Below are 20840 nucleotides of genomic sequence, written 5' to 3' on the forward strand. Positions count from 1 at the left end.
ACGATGGATCTTGCTCGTTTTGCAATCGAAAAGCGGGTCATCTCCGGCTTGATGACCCTGTTGATCCTTCTTGGTGGCGTGTTTGCCTACAATGCTTTGCCACGTTTTGAAGACCCTGAGTTCATTATTCGCGAGGCCCGTATCGTCACCGTCTATCCTGGCGCCAGTGCCGATGATGTGGCCTTGGAAGTCACTGAGAAGGTCGAAAACGCCCTTCAGCAGCTGCAAGGTGTTGAAGAAATCCGGTCGGTGACATCCCCTGAACTGAGCGTCATTACGGTTGAGTTCACGATTGCGTCGACGCCGGACTATCCGGAGCTCTATCAGCGCTTTGCGCAGATGCGCGCAAAAATTCGCGACATTGAACCTCTCCTCCCGCCAAACGTTCTGGCCCCACAGATCTTCGATGATTTTGGTGACGTGTATGCCTTGTACTTCGCCATTACCGGAGAGGGTTTCTCACGCCCGGAAATACATGAGTACGCCAAAATTTTGCAGCGTGATCTGGTGGTTATCGACGGCGTTTCCCGCGTTGTTCTCAACGGTGTGCCAAATGAGGTCATCTATGTTGAATACTCCGGCGCACGCCTGACTGAGCTGGGCATCACACCGCAGCAAATCGCTGGTGTTCTTGAGGGGCAAAACCTGATTGGCCCGGTTGGTTCGGTGGTCGCCGGTCCTTCCCGATTGTCGATCCGACCGGACAATGCCGTCGACTCCTTAGCCGCGATCGAAAACCTTGTGCTTTCAAACCCGCAGACGGGTCGTTCCTTCAGATTATCGGACATTGCTGAAGTCTCGCGTGGTTTGGAGGAGCCAGCAGAAGAGCTGCTCTTCAAAGATGGTGTTCCAGCCATCGGTATCGGCATCTCCAATGTTCTCGGCGGCAATGTCGTTGAAATGGGCAACGCTGTGCGCGCGCGCATGGCGGAGCTGGAAAGCGAGCGGCCACTTGGGATCGAAATCCTGCCGATTTCAGATCAGTCAGTCAGCGTCGAACGCTCGGTCAATGACTTTGTCATGAATGTTGTTGTGGCGCTCGGCATTGTTGTCGGCACTCTGGTTGTCTTCATGGGTCTGCGCTCAGGCATTTTGATGGGTACCATCCTTCTGGTCACGGTTGCCGGTACGCTTGTGGGAATGCTGATCTATGGGCTCGACATGCAGCGTGTGTCGCTGGGTGCCTTGATCATCGCACTGGGTATGCTGGTCGATAATGCGATTGTTGTCGTGGAGGGCACGCTGGTTCGCATGAAAAAAGGCCAAAGCGCCGCGGCGGCCTCCATTGCGGTGGTCAATCAAACCAAATGGCCTTTGCTTGGCGGCACCATTGTTGGCTTTCTCGCCTTCTCGCCGATTGGTTTGTCCCCGGACAACACAGGCGAATATGCCGGCAGCATGTTCTACACCATCATGATTGCCCTGTTGTTCTCATGGGTCGTGGCCATCTGGCTAACGCCTTACCTGTGCACCCTTATGTTGAAGTCCAACTCAGGTGATCAGAAGCCGAAGAAAGAGAACATCTTGCTGCGCGGCTACCACGTTCTGCTCGATCAAGCCATTCGCTTTCGCTATCTCACGGTTGCCTTGGTCGTTGGGCTGTTCATGTCAGCCTTGGCCGCAGCTGCCTATGTGCCTCCCGGTTTCTTCCCTGATTCAACGCGGGCTCAGTTTGTCATTGACTACAATCTGCCTGAAGGAACCGACATTCAGCGCACACAGCGTGATGTCCTAGAGATCGCCGAGCATGTCAGAACACGTGAAGGTGTCACCAGCACCAGCACCGTTCTTGGTGGAGGCCATACGCGCTTTCAGCTGACCTATGAGGGTGAGAGCCCCAACCCTGCCTATGGCCAAATTCTCATTGACGTGACGGATGCTGGTTTGATCAACGGTCTTCGCGATGAGCTGCAATCATGGCTGGCCGAACAGTACCCATCAGCCAATGCGAAGGTGTGGAAGTACACCATTGGTCCAGGCGGCGGCTCTGCCATCCAGGCCCAGTTCCTGGGTCCTGATGCCAACACCCTGCGTTCACTGGCCGAACAGGCACAGCGGATCATGGCAGACAATGGCGCTGTGTCGGTCAACAGCGACTGGCGTGAACAAATTCAGGTCATTCGCCCCGTGATCGATACTGAAGACGCACGTCGACTTGGCCTCTCTCAGGCGGATATCAACCAGGCCATCCGCGCGCATTTCAGTGGAACTCAGATTGGCGTGTATCGTGAGGCTGAAGAGCTCAACAGCATCATCATGCGCAGGTTTGAATCTGAGCGTTCTGATCTGTCGAGCGTGCGCAGTGTTCAGGTGTTCAGCCAGCTCACGGGTGGTTATGTTCCCATCACCGAAGTGGTGGACGACTTCCAGCTTGTGTTTGAGCCAGGCAATCTGCGTCGTGTCGACCGCCAGTTGGCAATCAAGGCTCAGTCTGACCCGGCACAGGGTGTGTTAGTTGGTGAACTCTTCAACCAAATTCGTGGCCCAATCGAAGCCATTGAACTGCCACCTGGCTATTCATTGGTGTGGAAAGGAGAATTTGGCGACAGTGAAGAGGCCAATGCCGGTTTGGCGTCCACATTCCCACTAGGTTTTGGCGCCATGGTTCTGGTGGTTGTCTTGCTGTTCAACAAGATCAGTCAGCCTCTGATCATCTGGCTCACCGTGCCTTTGGCCTTGATCGGCGTTCTTTGGGGGCTTGCAGCCAGCCAAACGCCTCTGGAGTTCATGGCCATCTTGGGCATCCTGTCGCTGACGGGTATGTTAATCAAGAACGCGATTGTGTTGATCGATGAGACCGATCTTCAGATCAGTGATGGAAAGCCACGGTTACAAGCCGTCAAAGATGCGGCTGTCAGCCGGGTCCGGCCGGTATCCCTGGGTGTCATCACAACGGTTCTTGGTGTGGTGCCCCTTCTTTGGGACCCATTCTTCCAGTCTTTGGCGGTCGTGATCATTTGCGGCCTGAGCTTTGCAACGCTCCTGACACTGATCGTTGTGCCGACGCTCTATGCGATCTTTTTCCAGATCAAAGCCAAGGAGACGGAGGACACCGTCAGTCTGCAAGCACCGGACGAGGCGTCTGCTGTACTGGCCAGCTAACGGCCACGAACGCCAAGCGCTGTAGACCATTACGGTCCCCAGCGCTTGGTTGCGGGTTTGTGACGAGGCCCGTCATCACCCCTGTATTACGTGATGCAGGCAAGCGTTTTTAAGGGCCGGTCTCATTGATCTGTCGAGACAGAAACCCGTATTTCATGACGCTTGAAAGCTGAAGAGCTGCTTCGCGTTGGGAAGGTTTACCGGTGCGAAGCCATCGCATCACGGCACCCTCCACCAAGCCATGAGCCATGGCGCCATAGAGGTCCACATCCCCGGCACGAAAAGCACCCGAGCGCACGCCATCTTGATACATGGAAACGATTTGCGCCTGAATGTGATCGCCGGGAAGAGCGCCATCGTCAAACACAACATCCGTTGTCATCGACATCAAGTTCAAAAGGGTGTTGCGCTGGGCCGTTAGGTCAAACAAACCCTCACAAACGCGATCGAGGCGCACGTCGACACCACCAGGCGTTGCCCAGTCGGCTTTCATCTGTTCCACATACTCGTACTCAAGCGCTTCGAGCATGCTTTGGAGTAGCGCCAGCTTGTTCTCGTAGAAACGATAAACCGTCCCAACGGCGATGCCCGCTTCCTTAGCGATCGCTGCAATCGAGACATTCTCATACCCGATATCTGTAAACAGCCTGATCGCCGCAGTCTGCAGGGCTGCGCGTTTGCTGTCAGGATCGCGTGTACGCTTCTGCGCTGGTCTTGGTTCTGCTTTTTTCATTACTGAATTTTATTCATTAGTGTTGACATCGTCAAGGCGCCCGCTTATGTCGCTAGTGAACCAAATTCATTAATGCTCATCAACAGCACGTCTCACCGCAAAGGAATGAACAATGAAACAAGCAATCTACCGCACGCATGGCAGCCCGGCCGACGTGATCGAACTGACCGAAGAACCGTCCGAAGATTTGCAGCCAGGCCATACACGCGTGAAAATCCTGCGCTCCCCGATCAACCCGTCCGACGTCGCCCAGATTGAGGGTGTCTATGGCCTTCAGCCGCCTTTGCCCGCGCCTGCCGGCATGGAAGGGATTGGCGAGGTTGTGGAAGTTAATGGCGAGGGCCATGCCCTCGGGACGCTTGTTCTTCTGACCGACCCTCCAGGTGCATGGTCGACCGAGCGTGTTTTCCCCTCAGAAACCCTTGTGGCTGTGCCTCATGCAGACGTTGATCAGCTGTCCATGCTGACCGTTAATCCGGCCACCGCCTACCTTCTGCTGACCCAATATGTGGATCTCAAAGAAGGCGATTGGCTCATTCAGTCAGCGGCCAACTCAGCCGTTGGGCGCTATGTGACCCAGTTGGCAAAGTCGCGCGGTATCCGCGTGGCATCGGTTGTGCGCCGCGAGTCCGCACTCGCTGACGTCAAAAAGGCTGGTTGTGATGCGGCATTTGTCGATGGCCCCGACCTTGCAGAGCAAGTTGCTGCGCAGCTGGACCAAGAACCAGTGCTCGCATTGGATGCTGTTGCTGGCGAAGCCTTTGGTCGCCTTGCCTCTACGCTGCGTCCCGGTGGAACCGTCGTGAGCTATGGTGGCATGTCCTATCAACCAGTCGTGGTGCCAGACAATCTGCTGATCTTCAAAAACATCACGATGCGCGGTTTCTGGTTGGTCAACTGGTTGATGAGTGCAGCCCGTGAAGAGCAGCAGCGCGTCTATCAGGAGCTAACAGGTCTGATCCTCAGCGGTGCGTTGCACGCTCCCATTGATCGTGTCTTCCCGCTTGAAGGCGTCAACGAAGCCCTTGTGCACACGCTCAAAGGTAGCCGCTCCGGCAAAGTGCTTCTTGCCCCCAACGGCGTCTAAGCCGCCAACCCCCATTCAAGACAATCGACAATGACACTGACACTGTTTCACACACCAGGCACAAGATCCGTTCGTGCCCGCTGGGTTCTGGAAGAACTCAACACTCCTCACGACCTGAAGACTTTTGAGTATGATGGTGAGTATTTTGCCTCAGATGAATTTCGCGCCATCAATCCGATGGCAAAGATGCCCGCGCTGTATGACGGCAAAGAGCTCATCATCGAGTTGATTGCCATCATGCAATATGTTCTTGATCGTTATGGCTCTGGCCAGTTGACCGTTGCAGCAGACGACCCAGAATTTGCCGCTTACTTACAGTGGCTGCACATGGGTGAAAGCGGCATGTCCGGCTATATCGCAACGTCATTTGGTCATGCTGCCTCCGTTGACCCGTACAAAGTCACCGAAGCCCATGATCAGTATTGCCGCTACCAAGTCGAAAAAGCCCTTGGCATGCTTGAAGAGCGTCTGGAAGGGCGGACATACATCCTGGATCGCGGTTTTTCAGCGGCGGACATCTCGCTCGGCTATGCCTTGATCTTTGCCGCGGTGTGCACCGGCACGACCTACTCTGATCGTGTGCAAACCTATCTCAGCGCATTGCTGAAGCGTCCCGCGCTGCAAAAGGCTTTGTCGGATTTGCCGCAAGAGGCTGTAGCAGCGCTTGGCTAAAGCCCCATCAAGTAGATCTCCACAGTCGGAGCGCAGGCCAGCAATGATCGGCGCTCCGACAGCGAGGTTTAAAGAACAACAACCGGATTAAGAGACGAGTTACTAGCGTTCTCGCGTGAAATCTGAGCCTGCTATGGCCGGTAGCAAAGGAACGTTTTCTACCGCCTTGTTTCAATCAGGTGTTGGGAGCAATCGCAAAGCAGGCGGTCGAAGAGGTGCTGTTTTGGTCTACTTGTGGCGGCAATGCGGACATGAGGAAATAACGGCAATGCGGGACAAGCAGACGCCTTTCGGCTGGGCCTCAATGTTTCCTTTACCCAGTAGCGCGTTCCCAGATGGGTACAGCAAGCAGGCATCTACTACTCAGATTTGGAAAACCTGCGCTGCCGACCAAGTGGCAAGAAACAATCCAAAACCGAAAGATGTATGTGCGATCAAGCTGCGCAGACGGGCAATGTTCGACTTTGGGGCTTTCGCTGCGGCGAACCCTAGGCCCATACCGGGTTGCATCACGAAAAAAGGTGCAGACACTGTCACGATCCCGAACAGGACCGCTGGCAACAAAGTGGGATCGCGCGCCCAATCCACGCCCAGGACGAAAAGAAATAAGCCTGCGAATATGACACCTATGACGTAGTGCGCGCTCCACCCGATGATCTGTTCACCGGCTATGGGCGGAGCTTCGGCAATGCTTTCATGGGCGAACTGGCCATGCCTCATATGGCCCAACCAGCGGCCGACGAACCCATAGTTCAATGAGGGCACACCGAAGGCACGCTTCATCACCACCGCCCAGATATCCATAGTGGCTGTCGCGCCTACGCCAATCAGTATGGCGCGAAACACAAACTCCGCTTCCCAGTCCATAGGCATGTATCTCCTTGGCTTATCCCGCCGCTCGCGCGGTCGATCGGACGAAGAGCAGGACCAAGGCTGTGGCGGCAACCACCGGGAGCGAGGCCGCGGCAAGAAAGGTCCAACCTGGTCCAGTCACGATGGCTCCCGCGGCAAGCGTGGAAATCGTGGCGCAGAGCGCGATGATCGTATCATTGGCCCCCTGGACCAGCGCCCGGTCAGCCGGGGCAACCCGTTCAGCCAGCATGGCCGTTGCCCCGATGAAGCCGAAGTTCCATCCAACGCCCAGGGCGATCAACGAGACGTAGAAGTGCGCTCCGCTAAGGCCCGCGGCAGCCACGAGCGCTGCAACGGCGAGCAGAAGCAGCCCAGCAGCCACGACAGCCTTCGCTCCGATCCGCTTGATCACGAATCCGGTCAGGAAGCTCGGGGCGAACATCGCAACCACATGCCAGCGGATTACGTCGCCAGCTATGCTTTCGGAAAACCCGCATTCGATCATGGCAAGCGGCGTGGGCGCCATCATGAAGACCATGACGCCTTGAGAGACCGCGCCCATCGCCATGGCGGTCGCGATCCCCGGCTGTAGAAGCACAGAGAGCGCCGGCAAGCCGGTGCTCTGTCTTCCCGCAGAGGTTGGCCGCAACAGACGAACGAAGGTGAGAGGAACCAGACCGGCCAGACTGATGGCGCTGATCGCCAGGTAGGCGCCCGCGAATGGGATCGGCGCGAGGGCGTCCTTGGTCCAGATGAATAGCTGCGGTCCGAAGAAAGCTGCGACCAGTCCCGACGTCAGCATCAGCGAGATCGCAACCGGGCTCCAGGCCGGAGGAACAACCTCGGCGGCGGCGAATCGGAAATACTGGTAACAGGCAAGCGCCGCGCCGAGAGCCGCATGGCCTGCGCAGAGCATGGCAAAACTGCCCTCCACCAGAGCCCAGGCGCAGGCGAGCCCGCCCGCCGCCGCCAGTAGGCCACCTGCACAGAAACCGGCCCGGCGCCCGAAGCGTCCCATGACCATCGAAAAGGGGCCGGTGGCCAGCAAACCTGCAAAGACCTGTACCGAAGCGGGGAATGTCGCGAGCGCCGGACTGGGTGACAGCATCAAACCGGCAAGGCCGCCGAGGATGATAAGCATGGGCATTGCCGACGACAAGATCGTGTTGGCCGCCAGCAGGCCGATATAAGCAACCGCCCCCCGTGTGATCGGCTCGTCATCCATGTGCATTCTCGTCTAACGCGTTGACATGGTGGTGTCGTAGCAGCTACGCGTATTGTCTGATATGTCAAAGAGATGTCAATATTAGACAAAGAGCCGAGCGAACGGACGATCGATGTCCTGATCTTCGATCGGGTCAACCTGCTCGACGTCGCGGGACCGGTGCAAGCGTTCGATTGCGCCCGCTTCCGCGATGCGCGGGTCTACCGCCACCGTTATGTGTCACCGGATGGTCGCCCGGTTCAGGCAAACTGTGGCCTGAAACTACAGCCCGATGATGCGCTATGCCCCAACTCGCAGTCGAACGACTTGCTTGTTCCCGGCGGCGACGGCGTCGATGCACTCACACAAGACGCTGCCGTGCTGGCGACAGTCCGTGCTTGGGCCGCAAAGCCGAGGGATTCACGCCTGATCTCGATTTGTTCCGGTGCGCTTCTCCTTGCAGCTGCCGGGGTCTTGGATGGACAGACGGCGACAACCCATTGGTCGCGCGAGCCCGAGACGCGGCGCCATCCGAGCGTCCAATGGGATCTCGATCGCATCTGCATTGCCGGAGCGGGCATCTACACGTCGGCAGGGGTTACGACGGGCATCGACCTCGCCCTGTCGATCATCCGCGCCGATTGCGGCAACGCCTCAGCGCTGGCTGTAGCGCGAGAACTCGTCGTCCAGCTTCGTCGGACAGGCGGGCAGAGCCAATATGCCATGCACCTTGCAGGACAGTTCCAGCCCGAGGATGCGCTGGCCAAACTGATCGAAGCGGTCATATCCAATCCTTGCAGTGATTGGTCCGTAGAGCATCTGGCCGATGCGGCGAAGATGAACCCACGCACCCTTTCGCGCAGGTTTGCCGCTTCCATGGACACCACACCCGCACGCTTCGTTGAACGGGTCCGCGTGGACCACGCGCGCGGACTGCTCGCCGACGGTCTGTTGCTCAAGCGCGTCGCCGTAGAAGCGGGGTTCGGGGACTATCAGAGGATGCGCCGCGCGTTCCGCCGGCAAATGGGTGTCGATCCAGCCGATTTTGCTCGGACGTTCGGATAGCGGGCGCTCTGATTGAAAGGCGATGTTAGGCGCGGTTTGGCAGCATCCAACAGGTTCATCGCGGCATTTTGCGACTACCCCTCGAAGGGTTCAAACCCGAACGCAAGGCTCAAAATCAGCGCGGGGCCGCCGTTAGGGACTCGACTGATCTTGGCGGCAAACCGGACAAAGTTGCCGTCCAAAATGAGGAGAGATTGTCCGTTTTCGTCTGCCATACATGATGTGCTGCGCATATCTCAGCCCATAAGCAGGCTGCACTCCGTCAAACCGAAGACAGGAGCAATACTCTGCAATACCAGATGAGCAACGAGTGTAGATTCACTAGGCTATATTGGTAGCCCAATTTCGGACGCAATCCTGATAGCCGGCTTAGCGTGTGTCTGAGGGTTGCGCTTTGGCCGACGCTGCTAGCCCGTCAGCCCCCATGCCTCAAGGATGGCGTCGCTATTCATCACAAGCGCGCAATGGAGCGAGAGCATGCGAAGCGCGGCATGCTCCAGCTCAGCGCTAGTACCACGCACAAGATCAGCTGCCACAGCCACACGGTAGCCGAGGTTTGATGCCTCAAAAGCACCGAGCAGCACGCAGCAATCGGTCATGCCGCCGTTGATGACCAGGTGCTTCACGCCCATGGAGCGCAGCAAAAAGTCGAGGTCCGTTGGATAAAAGGGTGAGAGCCTACGCTTGGTCTGGACGATCAAGTCCTGTTCCAAGATCTCGGTTGCAAACTCTGTCCACGCGCTTCCCTCAATGGCGTGCTGATCGATCCCGGGTATGGGGTCGGCATAGAGCTGCACCAAGGAACGCCAAGCGGCTGGCGCAAGCCCTTTGAGATCATCCTCGCCCGTCGCTCGTAGAACAGATCGCACATGGATGATGGGAACGCCCATCGCGCGGGCCTCCCTGTGGAAGGCATTCACAGGCGCGATGATTTCGCGCCCGCGCGGCGACGGACAAGGGCACATCGGGTCCTCGGAAAGATGCCCCAGATGCATATCGATCGACAAAACCGCCGTATCGGCTCTCTGCACCCAGCCCGCAAACGGGTCGGCGGGGATATCCCGCGCGACGCCGTCCACATAAGCGCGCAAGCCGGTCACGGTGTCGGGCAGGCTAGGCGCAAAGCGTTTCCATCCGGGTCACGGAGCACCGCCATGTACCAATCATAGTAGGTCATGAACTGCTCTTTCACCAGGCTCGCGCCCCGCGTAACAGCCGTTGCAACCGCGGTATCAAGCTCAGCCTTGCTATCGAACTTGAACGTGAAGGCAGTTTGGTCTCCCTCGCCGTTCTTGCGAGGTTCAAGCCCCAACATCTCGTAGGCAGCCAATGCGGAGAAGCCGATCATCACATCGTCCGACATGTAGCCACGGAAAACGTCGGAGCGCAGGCTCTCATTTTCGCTCAGATCGAACACGTCACGATAAAACTCGGACAGGGCTATGAAGTCCTCAGAGAACAGGCTCACCTGCATGATCGGGTTCATTGTGCTGCAACCCCAAAGGTCTTCTCGAACTGCGCGCGCAAATGCTCACCGGCCGTCATCGGTGGGTATTTGGGCTTGCCGTCGGCCGGCATGCAGCTCGGCGCACATTCCACCTTGTAGAAATATTCCGGGTCGCAGAACGTTGGGCAGGAATAGCGCGTCTTGTCAGAGTGATTGTTGAGCACCCGATGCATCGTCGCTTTGTAGAGATCATTGGTGATGACCGGAAACATCTCGCCCAGATTGATGACGTAGGTCCCTGGAATGGGAGGAGCCGCGATCCACTGTCCATCCGCCGAGCGAACCTCTAGCCCCCCAATATCGTCCTGCAAGAGAAGCGTGAGCAGCCCCCAATCCGTGTGCGCACCCGCGCCCAGCTGGTTCGGGGCAGCATCCTTGGGCATGGGCGGATACTTCAGAATACGGCAATAGTGCAGAGGCTCTTCTAAGCCCTTTGCGAAGTAGTCTTCAGGCAGCTCCAGCGACAGGGCGACCAGGCCGGCTAGCCGCCGACCAAGTTCGAGCACCTCGTCGGCGTAGGCCTCATATTTGGGCTGGAATTCGGGAAAGGATGCTGGCCACTGGTTGCGTCCGGTGCCTGGGACATTGAGCTTTGTATAGCGATGGTTCTCATCGGCATCGACGCTCGACATAAACCCTTCTTTCAGGTCAGGCGGTGAGCCTTCATCAAGTGTCTGGGCCGCCATCTTTTCATAGCCCCGTGTAGAGGCTTCTTTGACGCTGTCCAGCTCCAATTTTTCTTCCAGTGGCAGATCGAAGAACTGGGCTGCCAATTTCAGCTGATTGTCCATCACCTCCTGCGACACACCATGGTTCTTGATGTAAAAGAAACCGGGGTCGACACAGGCCTTGTGAATCTCCCAGACAACAGCCTTTTTGCCTTCGGGGTCGCCGGAAAACGCCGGACCAAGATCAATCAGCGGCACTTCCTTGGCTGGGCTGGGGGGTTCGTACGTTATCATCGCTCAACTCTCCTTAGGGTTCAGGGCTAGGTTCGGTCTTCTCTGACATAGTGGGTGCCAAGCGCGGCAGGCTGTTCCCACCCGGACCGACCACGGGTCGCGCTCCAGATCATGACGCCAAGAGTTGCCAGATACGGCGTCATCTGAAGGAAGTAGCGTGGGACATCGATCCCAGTGGCGGCGATCCGAGGAATCAGCGCCTCGATGCATCCAAAGAGCACGGCACCCAACAGCGCCCGCCAAGGATACCAGCGAGCAAAAATCACCAGGGCGACGGCGATCCAGCCCCGACCGCCGACGACACCGTCAACCCAGATGCGGGTCACGGCCACGGTTAGGTAACCGCCGGCAAGACCGAGCAGCGCGCCGCCGATAAGAATGGCAGCGTATCGGTAGGTTGTTGGATCAAAGCCCGCCGCGTCAGCGGCGCCTGGGTTCTCGCCCACAGCACGCAAGGAAAGGCCGAAACGCGTCTTCTCAAGGGTGAAGACCGTTCCCAAAACGAGCAGCGGCGTCAGGAAAACGAGCGGATCCTGACCTAGAAAGATCGGCTCAAGGCCGGAGATCGACTGGTTTGTCCACCGGTTCATGGTGGCAACAAAACTGGTGAGAGCATGTGCTCCAAAGACAAGGACCAAGCCGGCAATCACATGGTTGATCCTGAGACCAGCCACCATCAGCGCGAAAACAATGCCCAGACCAACGCCAGCCAGCGCCGAACCCGCCAGGGCAAGAAACGGCCCTGCATCCGCCAGCATCGCACCTACGCCGGCCATCGCGCCAACCAACATAAAGCCTTCGGCCCCAAGGTTCAGGACACCGGCCTTCTCGGTGACGATGATGCCGAGCGCAGCCAGGGCAAAGGGCACTGCAAAGGCCGGTATGCTCAAGAGCCAGTTGACGAGAAAGTCCATCAGGCCGCCCTCCGCCAGTGCAAGCGGTACGTCAGGAAGAACTCAGATGCCGCGACACAGACGATGAAGAGCGCTTGGATAAGCTGTGTGAGCGCAAACGGGATTTGGAAGAAAATCTGAAGGCTCTGGCCGACCAGAACCAGGACGGCCATGAAGAAGGCAAAAAAGACTACACCCAAGGGGTGATTGCGCCCGAGAAAGGCGATCAGAATCCCTGAAAAGAGATAGCCGGTGAAAAAGTCTTGCGTCATCCGGCCTTCCACCCCGGCGGAGATGACCAACCCAGTAAGACCACCCACGGCACCAGATGCAAGGATCGCTCCGATAGAAAGGGCCGTAACGGGCACACCCATGGCAAACGCCATCTGTGGGTTGGATCGCAGGACGTCGATCAGATAGCCAATGCGGCTGACCGAGAAGAGCCACCACAGAACAAGCGCAAGCGCTCCTGCAATCGGCAGCGCCCAAGTTAAGTTCTGCCACCCGAGCACGGGCAATTTCTCAGCGTCGTTAAAAAGCTCGGTATGCGGGAAGCGGCTGACCGGGTCCTGCCAGGGCCCATAAAGCAAATGGAGCAGGACGTTGAAGGCGATGTAGTTGAGGAGGAGCGTGGTGATAACTTCGTTGACGCCAAGCTTGAGCTTCAAGGCGCCGGGCCCAGCGATCCAAAGCATCCCACCGGCAGCCGCGGCTAGAGCCATCAAGGGCAGCCGGGCGGTCTCCGGCCCGACGTCATAAAGCGCAACCACCGAAGCACAGATCGCGCCGAAAATCATTTGGCCCTCAAGGCCTATGTTCCAAAACCGGGCACGGAAGGCGATGGCAGTCGCGAGGCCTGCAATCGCGAAAGGCGCTGCCTGGGCCAGAACGGACGCAAACGTGCGCGGGCTGGAAAACACGACCGTTGCTATCTCTCTGCCAAGATCGGACGGGGCGACGCCAAAGGCTGCGATTATGACGACTGAAAGCAGCGCTGCGACGAGCAGACTGCCGATGTAAACGCCGATGCGCTCCCAATCGGTGACCTTTTGTCGACGTTCAAGAATTGGGACCAGGCGCGGTGGTCGCCCGCGCCCTGGGGCATCGGCGACGACCGGCATTTGGGATATCTGGGCGGCCGCGTCAGGCATGACCCACCACGACATCCCCCACCATGGCGCGCCCTATGTCGGCGCGCTCCGCCGGGGCCTCAAATTCGGCGGCAACACGCCCCTTGGACAGGACAGCAATGCGGTCAGAGAGTGCCAGCACCTCGTCAAGATCCTCTGAAATCAAGACGACGGCAGCGCCACGGTCTCGCGCGGCTCGCAGGCGGGCATGGACCGCGGCGCTTGCTCTCACATCCAGGCCGCGCGTCGGGCTGTGGGCAACGACAAGGCTCGGCTCGCCTTGAAACTCGCGCGCCAAGACAAGCTTCTGCGCGTTGCCACCGGACAAAAGAGCAGCGCGTTGACCGAGGGACCGCACACCCTGAATCTCGAAGTCTTCGATGGCCTTTTGTGTGTCCTGGCGCGCCTTGCCACGGCGATAGCGTAACCAACCTCCATACCGCCCGCCAAGAGCGCCACGGATAGCGAAATTGTCGGTGACACTGACCTCACCGGCCAGCCCATGGGTGTAGCGGTCGACAGGAATCGTTGCGACGCCATGCTTGCGGCGCGCCTTTGGCGTATCGTCGCTGGCATCGCCCGCGCCGATGATTTCGATGCTGCCGCCATCAGGCGAGGCCAGACCAGCAAGAACCCGCGCCAACTCGCTTTGGCCATTGCCCGCGACGCCGGCCACGCCAACAATCTCACCGTCATGGACGATCAACGTCGCACCTTCGAGCCCTTTGCGACCGGCTTCGTCGGATTGTTTGACCTCCGCCATCCGCAGTCGCACCGGGCCACGTTCTTGACCACGCTGCGCTGCTTCAACCACCAGTGAGCCTACAATATCGGTGGTCAATTGCTGGGCGTCAGTTTTGGCGGGCACGGTCTCAACGATCTTTCGTCCGGCTCGGATGACCGTGATGCGGGCAGAATGCTCAAGCGCTTCATGAAGTTTATGGGTCACCAGAACGATGGCCTTGCCTGCCTCCGCCAAGGCAGCCACGAGTTTCATCAACCCCAGGGCTTCCACATCGGAGAGCACGGCGGTTGGTTCATCGAGAATAATGATACGCGCGCCTGCAACCAGGACCTTTAGGATTTCAACGCGCTGCTGTTCGGCAACGCTCAGGTCACCAACGCGGCGGGCAAAGTCGATATTAAAACCGATCTGCTCGCTGTAGGAGCGCGCCGCTTTGATCAACGCTTCTTCAGACAAGGCCGGATTAAAGAGGCGCAAGTTCTCCAAAACCGAAAAGCTTGGCACCAGCTTGTAGTGCTGATGCACCATGCCAACCCCACGCTCAGCCGCGTCTCTGGCGCCGGAAAAGGCCACCGGCGCGCCATCCATCTCGATGTGACCCTTGTCAGGCGCGTAGAGACCGGTAGCCACATTCATCAATGTGGACTTGCCGGCCCCGTTCTCTCCCAAAAGGGCGTGCACCTCTCCGGGAGCGACAGCAAAGGACACATCATCCAGCGCGTGAAAGCCCCCGAAAACCTTGCTCACGCCCACCAGAGAGAGCGCTGGCACCATCACTCGCCCCCGACAACACCAGGCACGAACCAGTCCATGCCCCAAAGATCGCCATCGCCGAGAACCTCGCCGTCGGCGACACGCTCAGTTCCGTCGCGATCGCTCAACGGGCCTGCAAAGACGTGCTTGCCGTTCAAGATGGCCTCACGCTCAGCCATCACCAGTGCTTCCAGCTCTTCGGAAACAGCCGGCCCGCAGCATGCGATGTCGACAGCTCCGTCAGCAATGGAGAGGAACGCTCCGAATGGTGCTGGTTCGAAATCCCCAGCTGCGATCGCGGCGATCTCTGGTTCAAGGAACCGGTCCCACGTCCACACGGAAGAACACTGCGTTGCGACGCTGAACTCTGAAAGGTCGCGGTGATGACCAGTGCCAGCAATGCCAGCTTCGGCCGCGACGACCTGAACCGCCGGAGTATCAACATGCTGACCAATCACATCGATGCCCTGCTCGATAAGGGCTTCGGCAGCTGCTCTTTCTTTCACAGGGTCTGCCCAAGCACCTGTAAACACGACCGTCAGTTCTGCGTCCGGGTTCACCTGCCGAGCGCCCAGGAGATACGCGTTGACTGTCCAGTTGACGAGGCCGAAGGGATTGGCGGCAACGAAGCCTAGCTTGCCGGTTTCGCTGACTCCGCCGGCAATCATGCCGCACAGATATTGGGTCTCATAAGTACGACCGTAGAAGCTCTTCAAATTGTCGCTATTGGTAGTCCCCGCTGGATTGAGGAACACCACTTCTGGATATTCCGCTGCCAGAGCCTCAAAGGTGTCGGAGTAGCCAAACGCCGAGCCCAAAATGATGTTCGCGCCGCGCTCAATGAACAACTCCGCCGCCGGTCGAATGGACGTCGCACTTTCCGGTATCTCTTCAGCCTGCGGGATCCTTAGGTCCAAGGCACCTTCAAGACGGGTCCGTGCTTCGTCTATTGCTTGTGACCAGCCACCATCATTCGATGGACCAAAAAGGATAACGGCAGGTCTTGGATCACCTTCCGCTGAGAACTGTGCTTGTCCAGCAGTTGTGGATGCAACCGAGATCGCCAGTCCACTTAAGATCGCCATCACGACGCGCTTACTTGTTGTTTTCATGGTCCCACTCCAGCTTATGTGTCGCACCGAAACGATCGGGTGCATGTCATAAGCACCCAAGCGTTATTGCGAGCGCTTCGACGTGTTCAGCATCCATGTGATACCCATGGAGGCGCACATGACGCTGCGTCTGACTAGGCTGGCACCTGGGTTCGGGGCGATCTACTGTTTTTTTCCATTTGGTCAAAATTAGAGCAGCGCCGCCGCATTTGACGTCAATCGGCCTAACAATTGTTCGCTTGAACGAATGAAAGTTACATTTTTTAGCGTTTTTGCGTGGATAAGGCGGTCCGACAGATTTGAACGTGATACGCGAAGTCCTACCGGACAATTAGGCTCCAATGCAGTCTGCAGCAGCGTTTCTCCTTCGAAAGGGAACGGTTTGGGGAGCTGAACCTATTCAAGCCACACTCGACCCAGCGCTTTCCCATTTTACAAGACTGCGTCCACCTTCTGCTCATGTTTGGCCCTTTCCCATAGCGTCGCTGGCGCCTGCGTTGGAGGTCGAGCCGCAGTTGCGCACTCCGCCGCTTCTGGCGGCAAAACCGACATGGCCAAATGACGGTAATGCGCACGAAGCACCAATTCGCTGCGGTCCCACTAACGTCCGCTTTGGGCAAATTCATAAGCTGCAAGCGGCGTGTTCCCCACTTGATGAAGACCTGTGAGCTTTACTGGTTGCAATGGTAAGATGACGACACAAAAGCGTGGCTAGTAAAATCGTCACTAAGAATACGATAGTACGTTCAAGAGCTTGCCGGCCGGGTCGCGTACATAGAAACGGCGGATGCACCAAGGTTCATCGGTTAGGTCATATTCGATGCCATATCCAAGGCTGACCGCACGCTTATGGACAGCATCGACTCGATGGAAAGGTCCGGGACCATCGTACTAGAGCCGCCTTCCGTTGCGATGCTGACTTGTGTCGGCGCGGATTCTCCAGAGGACAGGGTTACGATCCAGCCGTGGTCCATGACCACTTCCAGGCCAAACAGATCGGCATAAAACGCCCGAACGTTTTCCACGGACTCCACGGCGATGTTTGCAACAATGCGTTTGACCGTCATTTTTGTCTCCTATCCCCTGAACACTTTATCATGCCTAGCGCTTTTGGCGCGAAGCGCTCACCACTTGACGGTTTTACTGAAGCCGGATGTGGCTACTCCCATGACCCAGCCTTCGCATCGACAAGGTGGATGATAGATGCCGGGCTTGAAACCCAATACCCATCAAAGGTGTCACCGAGGTCCTCGATTTCGTCACATCTAGCGACACCTGTACCATGCAGAACCTTAGCAGCCTCAGCGGTGTCATCCGTAACGATCTCAAGCCAGAGTTCCGCTTGGCTCATAGCTGCGACCTTGTCGATCCAAAGGTTGTTCGCACCGAACTTGAACCCGACCGCGTCCCCTGATGGACCTCCAATCTGCTCGAGCGCCAAGGTGTCTCTGTAGAACGCAACTGTCTGATCGTACTGATGCGGCGGAACCTTCATCGCGATGTTTTTTCCGCCGGTAAATTTTGCGGCCATGCCTGCTCTCCTTTCCACTTACGCTGGTTTGAGTGAACTCCATGTGCGCCCCACAGGAGATCGCCTGACACCACATGCCCCAGCACGTGTCATTCGACATGTGACCTCAGCCGTTCCAGTGCATCGTCCCACTTCAAGGCCACCTGGTTCAGAAATGCATTCGCCTCGTGCAGGCGCATTAGCTCAAGACTGTACCGTGTCTCTCGGCCGGCCTTTTGCGCTGACACGAGTTGCGCCTCGGCCAATGTCTTGAGGTGTTTGCTGATGGCCTGACGGGAAACACCGGTTCCGTCGCATAGCGCCGAGATCGAAAGGCTGTTCTGCTTCTGTAGTCGAGCAACGATCTCCAACCGGCGGGGATCACCGAGCGCAGCAAATGTGGTCGCGAGTTCTTGGGGCACAACAGTCTGTTCCATCATCATTCCACGAACTTTTTGATATTCGCTGTTTGCTGGTCCCAACCGCCCTGGTTGTCGCGAAATGCTTGCAACCGCCGGTTTTCGGGAAGGCTCTCAAAGCCGGTCTCGCGCACGGTAAGCTTTGTGCCGCTTGCTGTCGGCTCAAGGGTGAATTCGACCCGAGTTGTTTTATGATCCAATTCTGGATCATCAGGGCGGATGCTTTCGTCCATGGGCCAGATGAAGCTGAACAGTCGCGGCTCGTCCATTGCGACGACCCTGGCCCAGAAGGGAAGGCCCTCATGCCCCGGATATTCTGTAACGCCAAGCGTCAGTTCCCCGACCTTGAACGGACCATGAAGTGAGAGGCGGAACCACGACCCGAACTCGTCATGGTCGGTCAGGGCCTTCCATACCCGTTCGATAGGGGCTTTAAGTTCAATTGTTCTGGTAATCTGATCTTCCATGCGCAACTCCTTGGTTGCACATTGTCACTTGCCGCCTTATTATGCAACCCAATGGTTGCGCGACTTCAGCGTATTGTTTTAGAGGTTACATGTTTGCCGCAGAACGATGCTGCTACCGTGAGACAGAAAGGATACGTTTCCACATGGTAAAGGTCACAGGAAGTCGAGATTGCGGAAACTCCCCGAAGAACACGTTTGCTCAGACAATCGGGGTTGCAATCGAAAGCGGTGAGTTCCTTGACGAGGCTTTCCCGGACGACATGGTCTGGGAGCAGCCTGACGCGGTAGCTGATGGCTCGGAAGCGATCAAGGAAGCTCTGGCCAATGTCGAGAAGCCCGCGAGTGTCGTGGTTGAGCATGCGATCACGCACGGCAAAGCCGGAGCAACATCGGGTTTCTGCACGGTGCCCAGTGGTGAGACGCGACGGTTCAGTCACGTTATTGAGTTTACCAATACAAAAGCAAACAAGGTCGCGAAGATCAAAAGCTACGCCTGACTGGTAGCGGGTTGGTCACCTAACCCTTCTTCAGTTTTGGCCCCAACGTTCAACCAGTCGACGCTCACTTCTCTCTTTTCAATCGTAGGGGGATTAACAAAAGCAGACTTTTGCACGCCAGGCAGCATTTGACACTTTGGGCTCAAACCCGCCGTTAACGCCGTGGCGCCCAATGGCGGCGTTGCAGACATAACCAAATGAAGTAAATGCGGACAAAAAGCCCGGCGGATAGCTGAGAATAGTTCGGACTGAGCGGCATTCGCTCACCGACCAAGGGACGTTTAAACTGGTCATCCCATCGGGTTGATAGACAGCAATTGGCCGATCTCAACGACATGATGGTCAAGGTCTGGTCCTTCTTTGATGAAGCCGGTTCCTACCAGCAGCGTTAACCCGTGGACCATCGACCATGCCAGTTCGGCGTCCCGTCGGGCGTTTTGGCCTGACCCAGAGAACTGCTTGACCAACTCTGCGAACACGTCTTCGCCTGCGTCGCGAACAACCGTTCCTTGGGGTGCAGCTGGCCGGGCAAACATAACGCGATAGAGGCCGGGCCGCTTTAAACCGAAATCAACATAGGCCGCAGCGAGTGCCGAAAGTGCTTTGTCCAGCGCGGCACTGTCGGGTAAGGCGCGCAGTGCTTCCCGCATGCATGTGCTAAGAGCGCGGAAGCCCTCAACTGCGATCGCATCCAGCAAAGCATCTTTGTCGTCGAAGTGCGCGTATGGCGCCATTGGCGACACACCCACCTCCTTCGCCAGACCCCGCAACGTTATCTCGGCATCTGGGCTGAGGTCGAGGGTGGCTATCGCCGTCTCGATCAACGCTCCGCGCAGGTCACCGTGATGATAACGGCGTGATCCTTCCGCCAAACAATAGTCCTCCTGAACGCACACTAAAGAGCAATCTATGCCTTGTAAACTTTACAACGCATAGATATATGTGCGCTGTAAAGATAGAAAGGAGCTACCATGACTGCCTCAACACTTCGCCGCACCCTTCGCTGGGTTCATATCGCCACGTCTTTGGTGATCGGAACGTACCTGTATTCTCCATGGTCTTCCGATCCAACCTTTACGGCGATCGCACTGTACGGGGTTTTCCCTCTCATGGGTTTGTCCGGCCTGGCCATGTGGCAGCAAGGGCGCTTGGCCCGCTTGCTGAAATAGACGGCGGTTCTGTCCGGGCTATTCTCGAGCAGCAGTTCAGTGCGCCCTTGATCGCCGATCACGAAACTCCGAGGAAACTCGACTGTGAGCACGGGAGACATGACACCTGACGTAGAAATTGCTGACACGGTCATTATCGGAAGTGGTAGCTGTGGAGTATGCCGCAGGGACTGCTTGCAGGTGCTGTCAAGCACCCGAAGGGAAAGGCGCTCTGCTCCGCCGATGAGGCTGAAGGTTACATCCTCGCTTGCCAAGCGAGTCCGCAAAGCGATGTTAGCGTCGATGCTTAGGCCAGCCACAGATGTCCAACATGGGCTCCAACTTGCCATTTTGAACCCGGCCGATAATGGCGGCATTCCTGACATAACGAAATGACAGCTAGGTGGACTTTGCGGACCTTGGACACTCAAGTCCGAAGGTCCGCCTTCGGTTCGCCAATCGCAATCGTTCCTTGTAGGTGAGGCAGCATTGTTTTCTTTGGCAGCTTCTACTTCACATCCACGATGTTGGTCACATTCTCACGAAAGTAGTCTAGTACGCCGTTTTCTTCGTGCGAGACGATGTAGGTCACGCTGGTCACGTTCTGCTGGCGTAAACCGTAGAAGAAACGTTGGTGAAAGCATGTCAGGTGCCAACCCTCACCGAGTTCGAAGCTGTCGATGGCGAGCGCCTCTGTACCTTTTGGAAAGATCTCGCTGCCAAGGCGACCTACCAACGACATCAGGGAATCGCGCGTCTCGGCTTTCTGCCATTCCGTATCGACCTCGTCGCGGAAGTGATCTATCCGAAAGTCAATGTCCTCGGCGATCAGTTCAAACAGCGAGGGATCTCTAACTGCGAACTTAGCAAGAATCTGGCCGATCACTGTGTCACTGGCGGCTACGGGTGTCAGTTGCATTGTCTCTACTCCTTGAATGACCGATGTCGGATATTTGAAGCGAGACTTTGTTAAAGGAAATTG

The 20840-nt window shown here is 57.2% G+C and carries 21 protein-coding genes and 1 pseudogene; 6 read left to right on the forward strand and 16 right to left on the reverse strand.

The features are described 5' to 3' along the window. Positions 1-3: 3 nt before the first annotated feature. A complete protein-coding gene (locus ABWH92_RS06235; RefSeq protein WP_375573134.1) occupies positions 4-3102 on the forward strand; it encodes an efflux RND transporter permease subunit in 3099 nt (1032 codons plus the stop codon). A gap of 109 nt (positions 3103-3211) precedes the next feature. Here ABWH92_RS06235 and ABWH92_RS06240 read toward each other — a convergent pair whose 3' ends face one another. Further along, positions 3212-3835, reverse strand: a complete 624-nt coding sequence (locus ABWH92_RS06240; RefSeq protein WP_375573135.1) for a TetR/AcrR family transcriptional regulator — start codon at positions 3833-3835, stop codon at positions 3212-3214. Positions 3836-3947: 112 nt separating this feature from the next. Between ABWH92_RS06240 and ABWH92_RS06245 the strand changes: the two genes are divergently transcribed. Next, positions 3948-4922: an MDR family NADPH-dependent oxidoreductase gene (locus ABWH92_RS06245; protein ID WP_375573137.1), complete on the forward strand. Its 975-nt coding sequence runs from the start codon at positions 3948-3950 to the stop codon at positions 4920-4922. A 30-nt stretch (positions 4923-4952) separates the two neighbouring features. Next, positions 4953-5594, forward strand: a complete 642-nt coding sequence (locus ABWH92_RS06250; protein ID WP_375573138.1) for a glutathione S-transferase family protein — start codon at positions 4953-4955, stop codon at positions 5592-5594. Positions 5595-5957: 363 nt separating this feature from the next. Here ABWH92_RS06250 and ABWH92_RS06255 read toward each other — a convergent pair whose 3' ends face one another. After that, a complete protein-coding gene (locus ABWH92_RS06255) occupies positions 5958-6467 on the reverse strand; it encodes a DUF2938 domain-containing protein (protein WP_375573139.1) in 510 nt (169 codons plus the stop codon). A 13-nt stretch (positions 6468-6480) separates the two neighbouring features. After that, complete coding sequence (locus ABWH92_RS06260) at positions 6481-7671, reverse strand: MFS transporter (RefSeq protein ID WP_375573141.1); 1191 nt, start codon at positions 7669-7671, stop codon at positions 6481-6483. A gap of 72 nt (positions 7672-7743) precedes the next feature. On the opposite strand from ABWH92_RS06260, the gene ABWH92_RS06265 reads away from it, so the two are divergent. Next, positions 7744-8715, forward strand: a complete 972-nt coding sequence (locus ABWH92_RS06265) for a GlxA family transcriptional regulator (RefSeq protein WP_375573143.1) — start codon at positions 7744-7746, stop codon at positions 8713-8715. Positions 8716-9122: 407 nt separating this feature from the next. On the opposite strand, the gene ABWH92_RS06270 is transcribed toward ABWH92_RS06265, so the two are convergent. The 11 genes and pseudogenes from ABWH92_RS06270 to ABWH92_RS06320 form a co-directional block, all read right to left on the reverse strand. Beyond that, positions 9123-9815, reverse strand: coding sequence for a cysteine hydrolase family protein (locus ABWH92_RS06270; RefSeq protein ID WP_375573145.1), 693 nt, complete (start codon positions 9813-9815; stop codon positions 9123-9125). Continuing rightward, complete coding sequence (locus tag ABWH92_RS06275; RefSeq protein ID WP_375573147.1) at positions 9812-10189, reverse strand: VOC family protein; 378 nt, start codon at positions 10187-10189, stop codon at positions 9812-9814. The genes ABWH92_RS06270 and ABWH92_RS06275 overlap by 4 nt, the downstream gene beginning before the upstream one ends. Before the next feature lie 8 nt (positions 10190-10197). Then, positions 10198-11184: an isopenicillin N synthase family dioxygenase gene (locus tag ABWH92_RS06280; RefSeq protein ID WP_375573149.1), complete on the reverse strand. Its 987-nt coding sequence runs from the start codon at positions 11182-11184 to the stop codon at positions 10198-10200. A gap of 26 nt (positions 11185-11210) precedes the next feature. Then, a complete protein-coding gene (locus ABWH92_RS06285) occupies positions 11211-12098 on the reverse strand; it encodes an ABC transporter permease (RefSeq protein WP_375573150.1) in 888 nt (295 codons plus the stop codon). Then, positions 12098-13228 (reverse strand): ABC transporter permease, encoded by a 1131-nt coding sequence (locus ABWH92_RS06290; protein ID WP_375573152.1) that lies wholly within the window; start codon positions 13226-13228, stop codon positions 12098-12100. The genes ABWH92_RS06285 and ABWH92_RS06290 overlap by 1 nt, the downstream gene beginning before the upstream one ends. Beyond that, positions 13221-14726, reverse strand: coding sequence for an ABC transporter ATP-binding protein (locus ABWH92_RS06295; protein ID WP_375573154.1), 1506 nt, complete (start codon positions 14724-14726; stop codon positions 13221-13223). The genes ABWH92_RS06290 and ABWH92_RS06295 overlap by 8 nt, the downstream gene beginning before the upstream one ends. After that, positions 14726-15817 (reverse strand): BMP family ABC transporter substrate-binding protein, encoded by a 1092-nt coding sequence (locus tag ABWH92_RS06300; RefSeq protein WP_375573156.1) that lies wholly within the window; start codon positions 15815-15817, stop codon positions 14726-14728. Before ABWH92_RS06300 ends, ABWH92_RS06295 begins: the two co-directional genes overlap by 1 nt. A 726-nt stretch (positions 15818-16543) precedes the next feature. After that, positions 16544-16884, reverse strand: a pseudogene (locus ABWH92_RS06305) (glyoxalase). Positions 16885-16976: 92 nt separating this feature from the next. Next, entirely contained in the window at positions 16977-17348 is a 372-nt protein-coding gene (locus ABWH92_RS06310) for a hypothetical protein (RefSeq protein WP_375573158.1), read from the reverse strand. An 89-nt stretch (positions 17349-17437) separates the two neighbouring features. After that, positions 17438-17770: an ArsR/SmtB family transcription factor gene (locus ABWH92_RS06315; protein ID WP_375573159.1), complete on the reverse strand. Its 333-nt coding sequence runs from the start codon at positions 17768-17770 to the stop codon at positions 17438-17440. Then, complete coding sequence (locus tag ABWH92_RS06320) at positions 17767-18213, reverse strand: SRPBCC family protein (RefSeq protein ID WP_375573161.1); 447 nt, start codon at positions 18211-18213, stop codon at positions 17767-17769. The genes ABWH92_RS06315 and ABWH92_RS06320 overlap by 4 nt, the downstream gene beginning before the upstream one ends. Before the next feature lie 89 nt (positions 18214-18302). On the opposite strand from ABWH92_RS06320, the gene ABWH92_RS06325 reads away from it, so the two are divergent. Then, positions 18303-18710 carry a hypothetical protein gene (locus tag ABWH92_RS06325; RefSeq protein WP_375573163.1) on the forward strand — a complete coding sequence of 136 codons (408 nt, stop codon included), beginning with the start codon at positions 18303-18305 and terminating at the stop codon, positions 18708-18710. A gap of 290 nt (positions 18711-19000) precedes the next feature. On the opposite strand, the gene ABWH92_RS06330 is transcribed toward ABWH92_RS06325, so the two are convergent. Continuing rightward, complete coding sequence (locus tag ABWH92_RS06330) at positions 19001-19582, reverse strand: TetR/AcrR family transcriptional regulator (protein WP_375573164.1); 582 nt, start codon at positions 19580-19582, stop codon at positions 19001-19003. Positions 19583-19681: 99 nt separating this feature from the next. Here ABWH92_RS06330 and ABWH92_RS06335 point away from each other — a divergent pair, with 99 nt between their 5' ends. Continuing rightward, positions 19682-19879 carry a hypothetical protein gene (locus ABWH92_RS06335; RefSeq protein ID WP_375573166.1) on the forward strand — a complete coding sequence of 66 codons (198 nt, stop codon included), beginning with the start codon at positions 19682-19684 and terminating at the stop codon, positions 19877-19879. A gap of 487 nt (positions 19880-20366) precedes the next feature. Here ABWH92_RS06335 and ABWH92_RS06340 read toward each other — a convergent pair whose 3' ends face one another. Further along, positions 20367-20777: a hypothetical protein gene (locus tag ABWH92_RS06340; protein WP_375573168.1), complete on the reverse strand. Its 411-nt coding sequence runs from the start codon at positions 20775-20777 to the stop codon at positions 20367-20369. Positions 20778-20840: the final 63 nt, after the last annotated feature.

It is taken from the genome of Ahrensia marina, assembly GCF_042140245.1.
Lineage (GTDB): Bacteria > Pseudomonadota > Alphaproteobacteria > Rhizobiales > MH13 > MH13.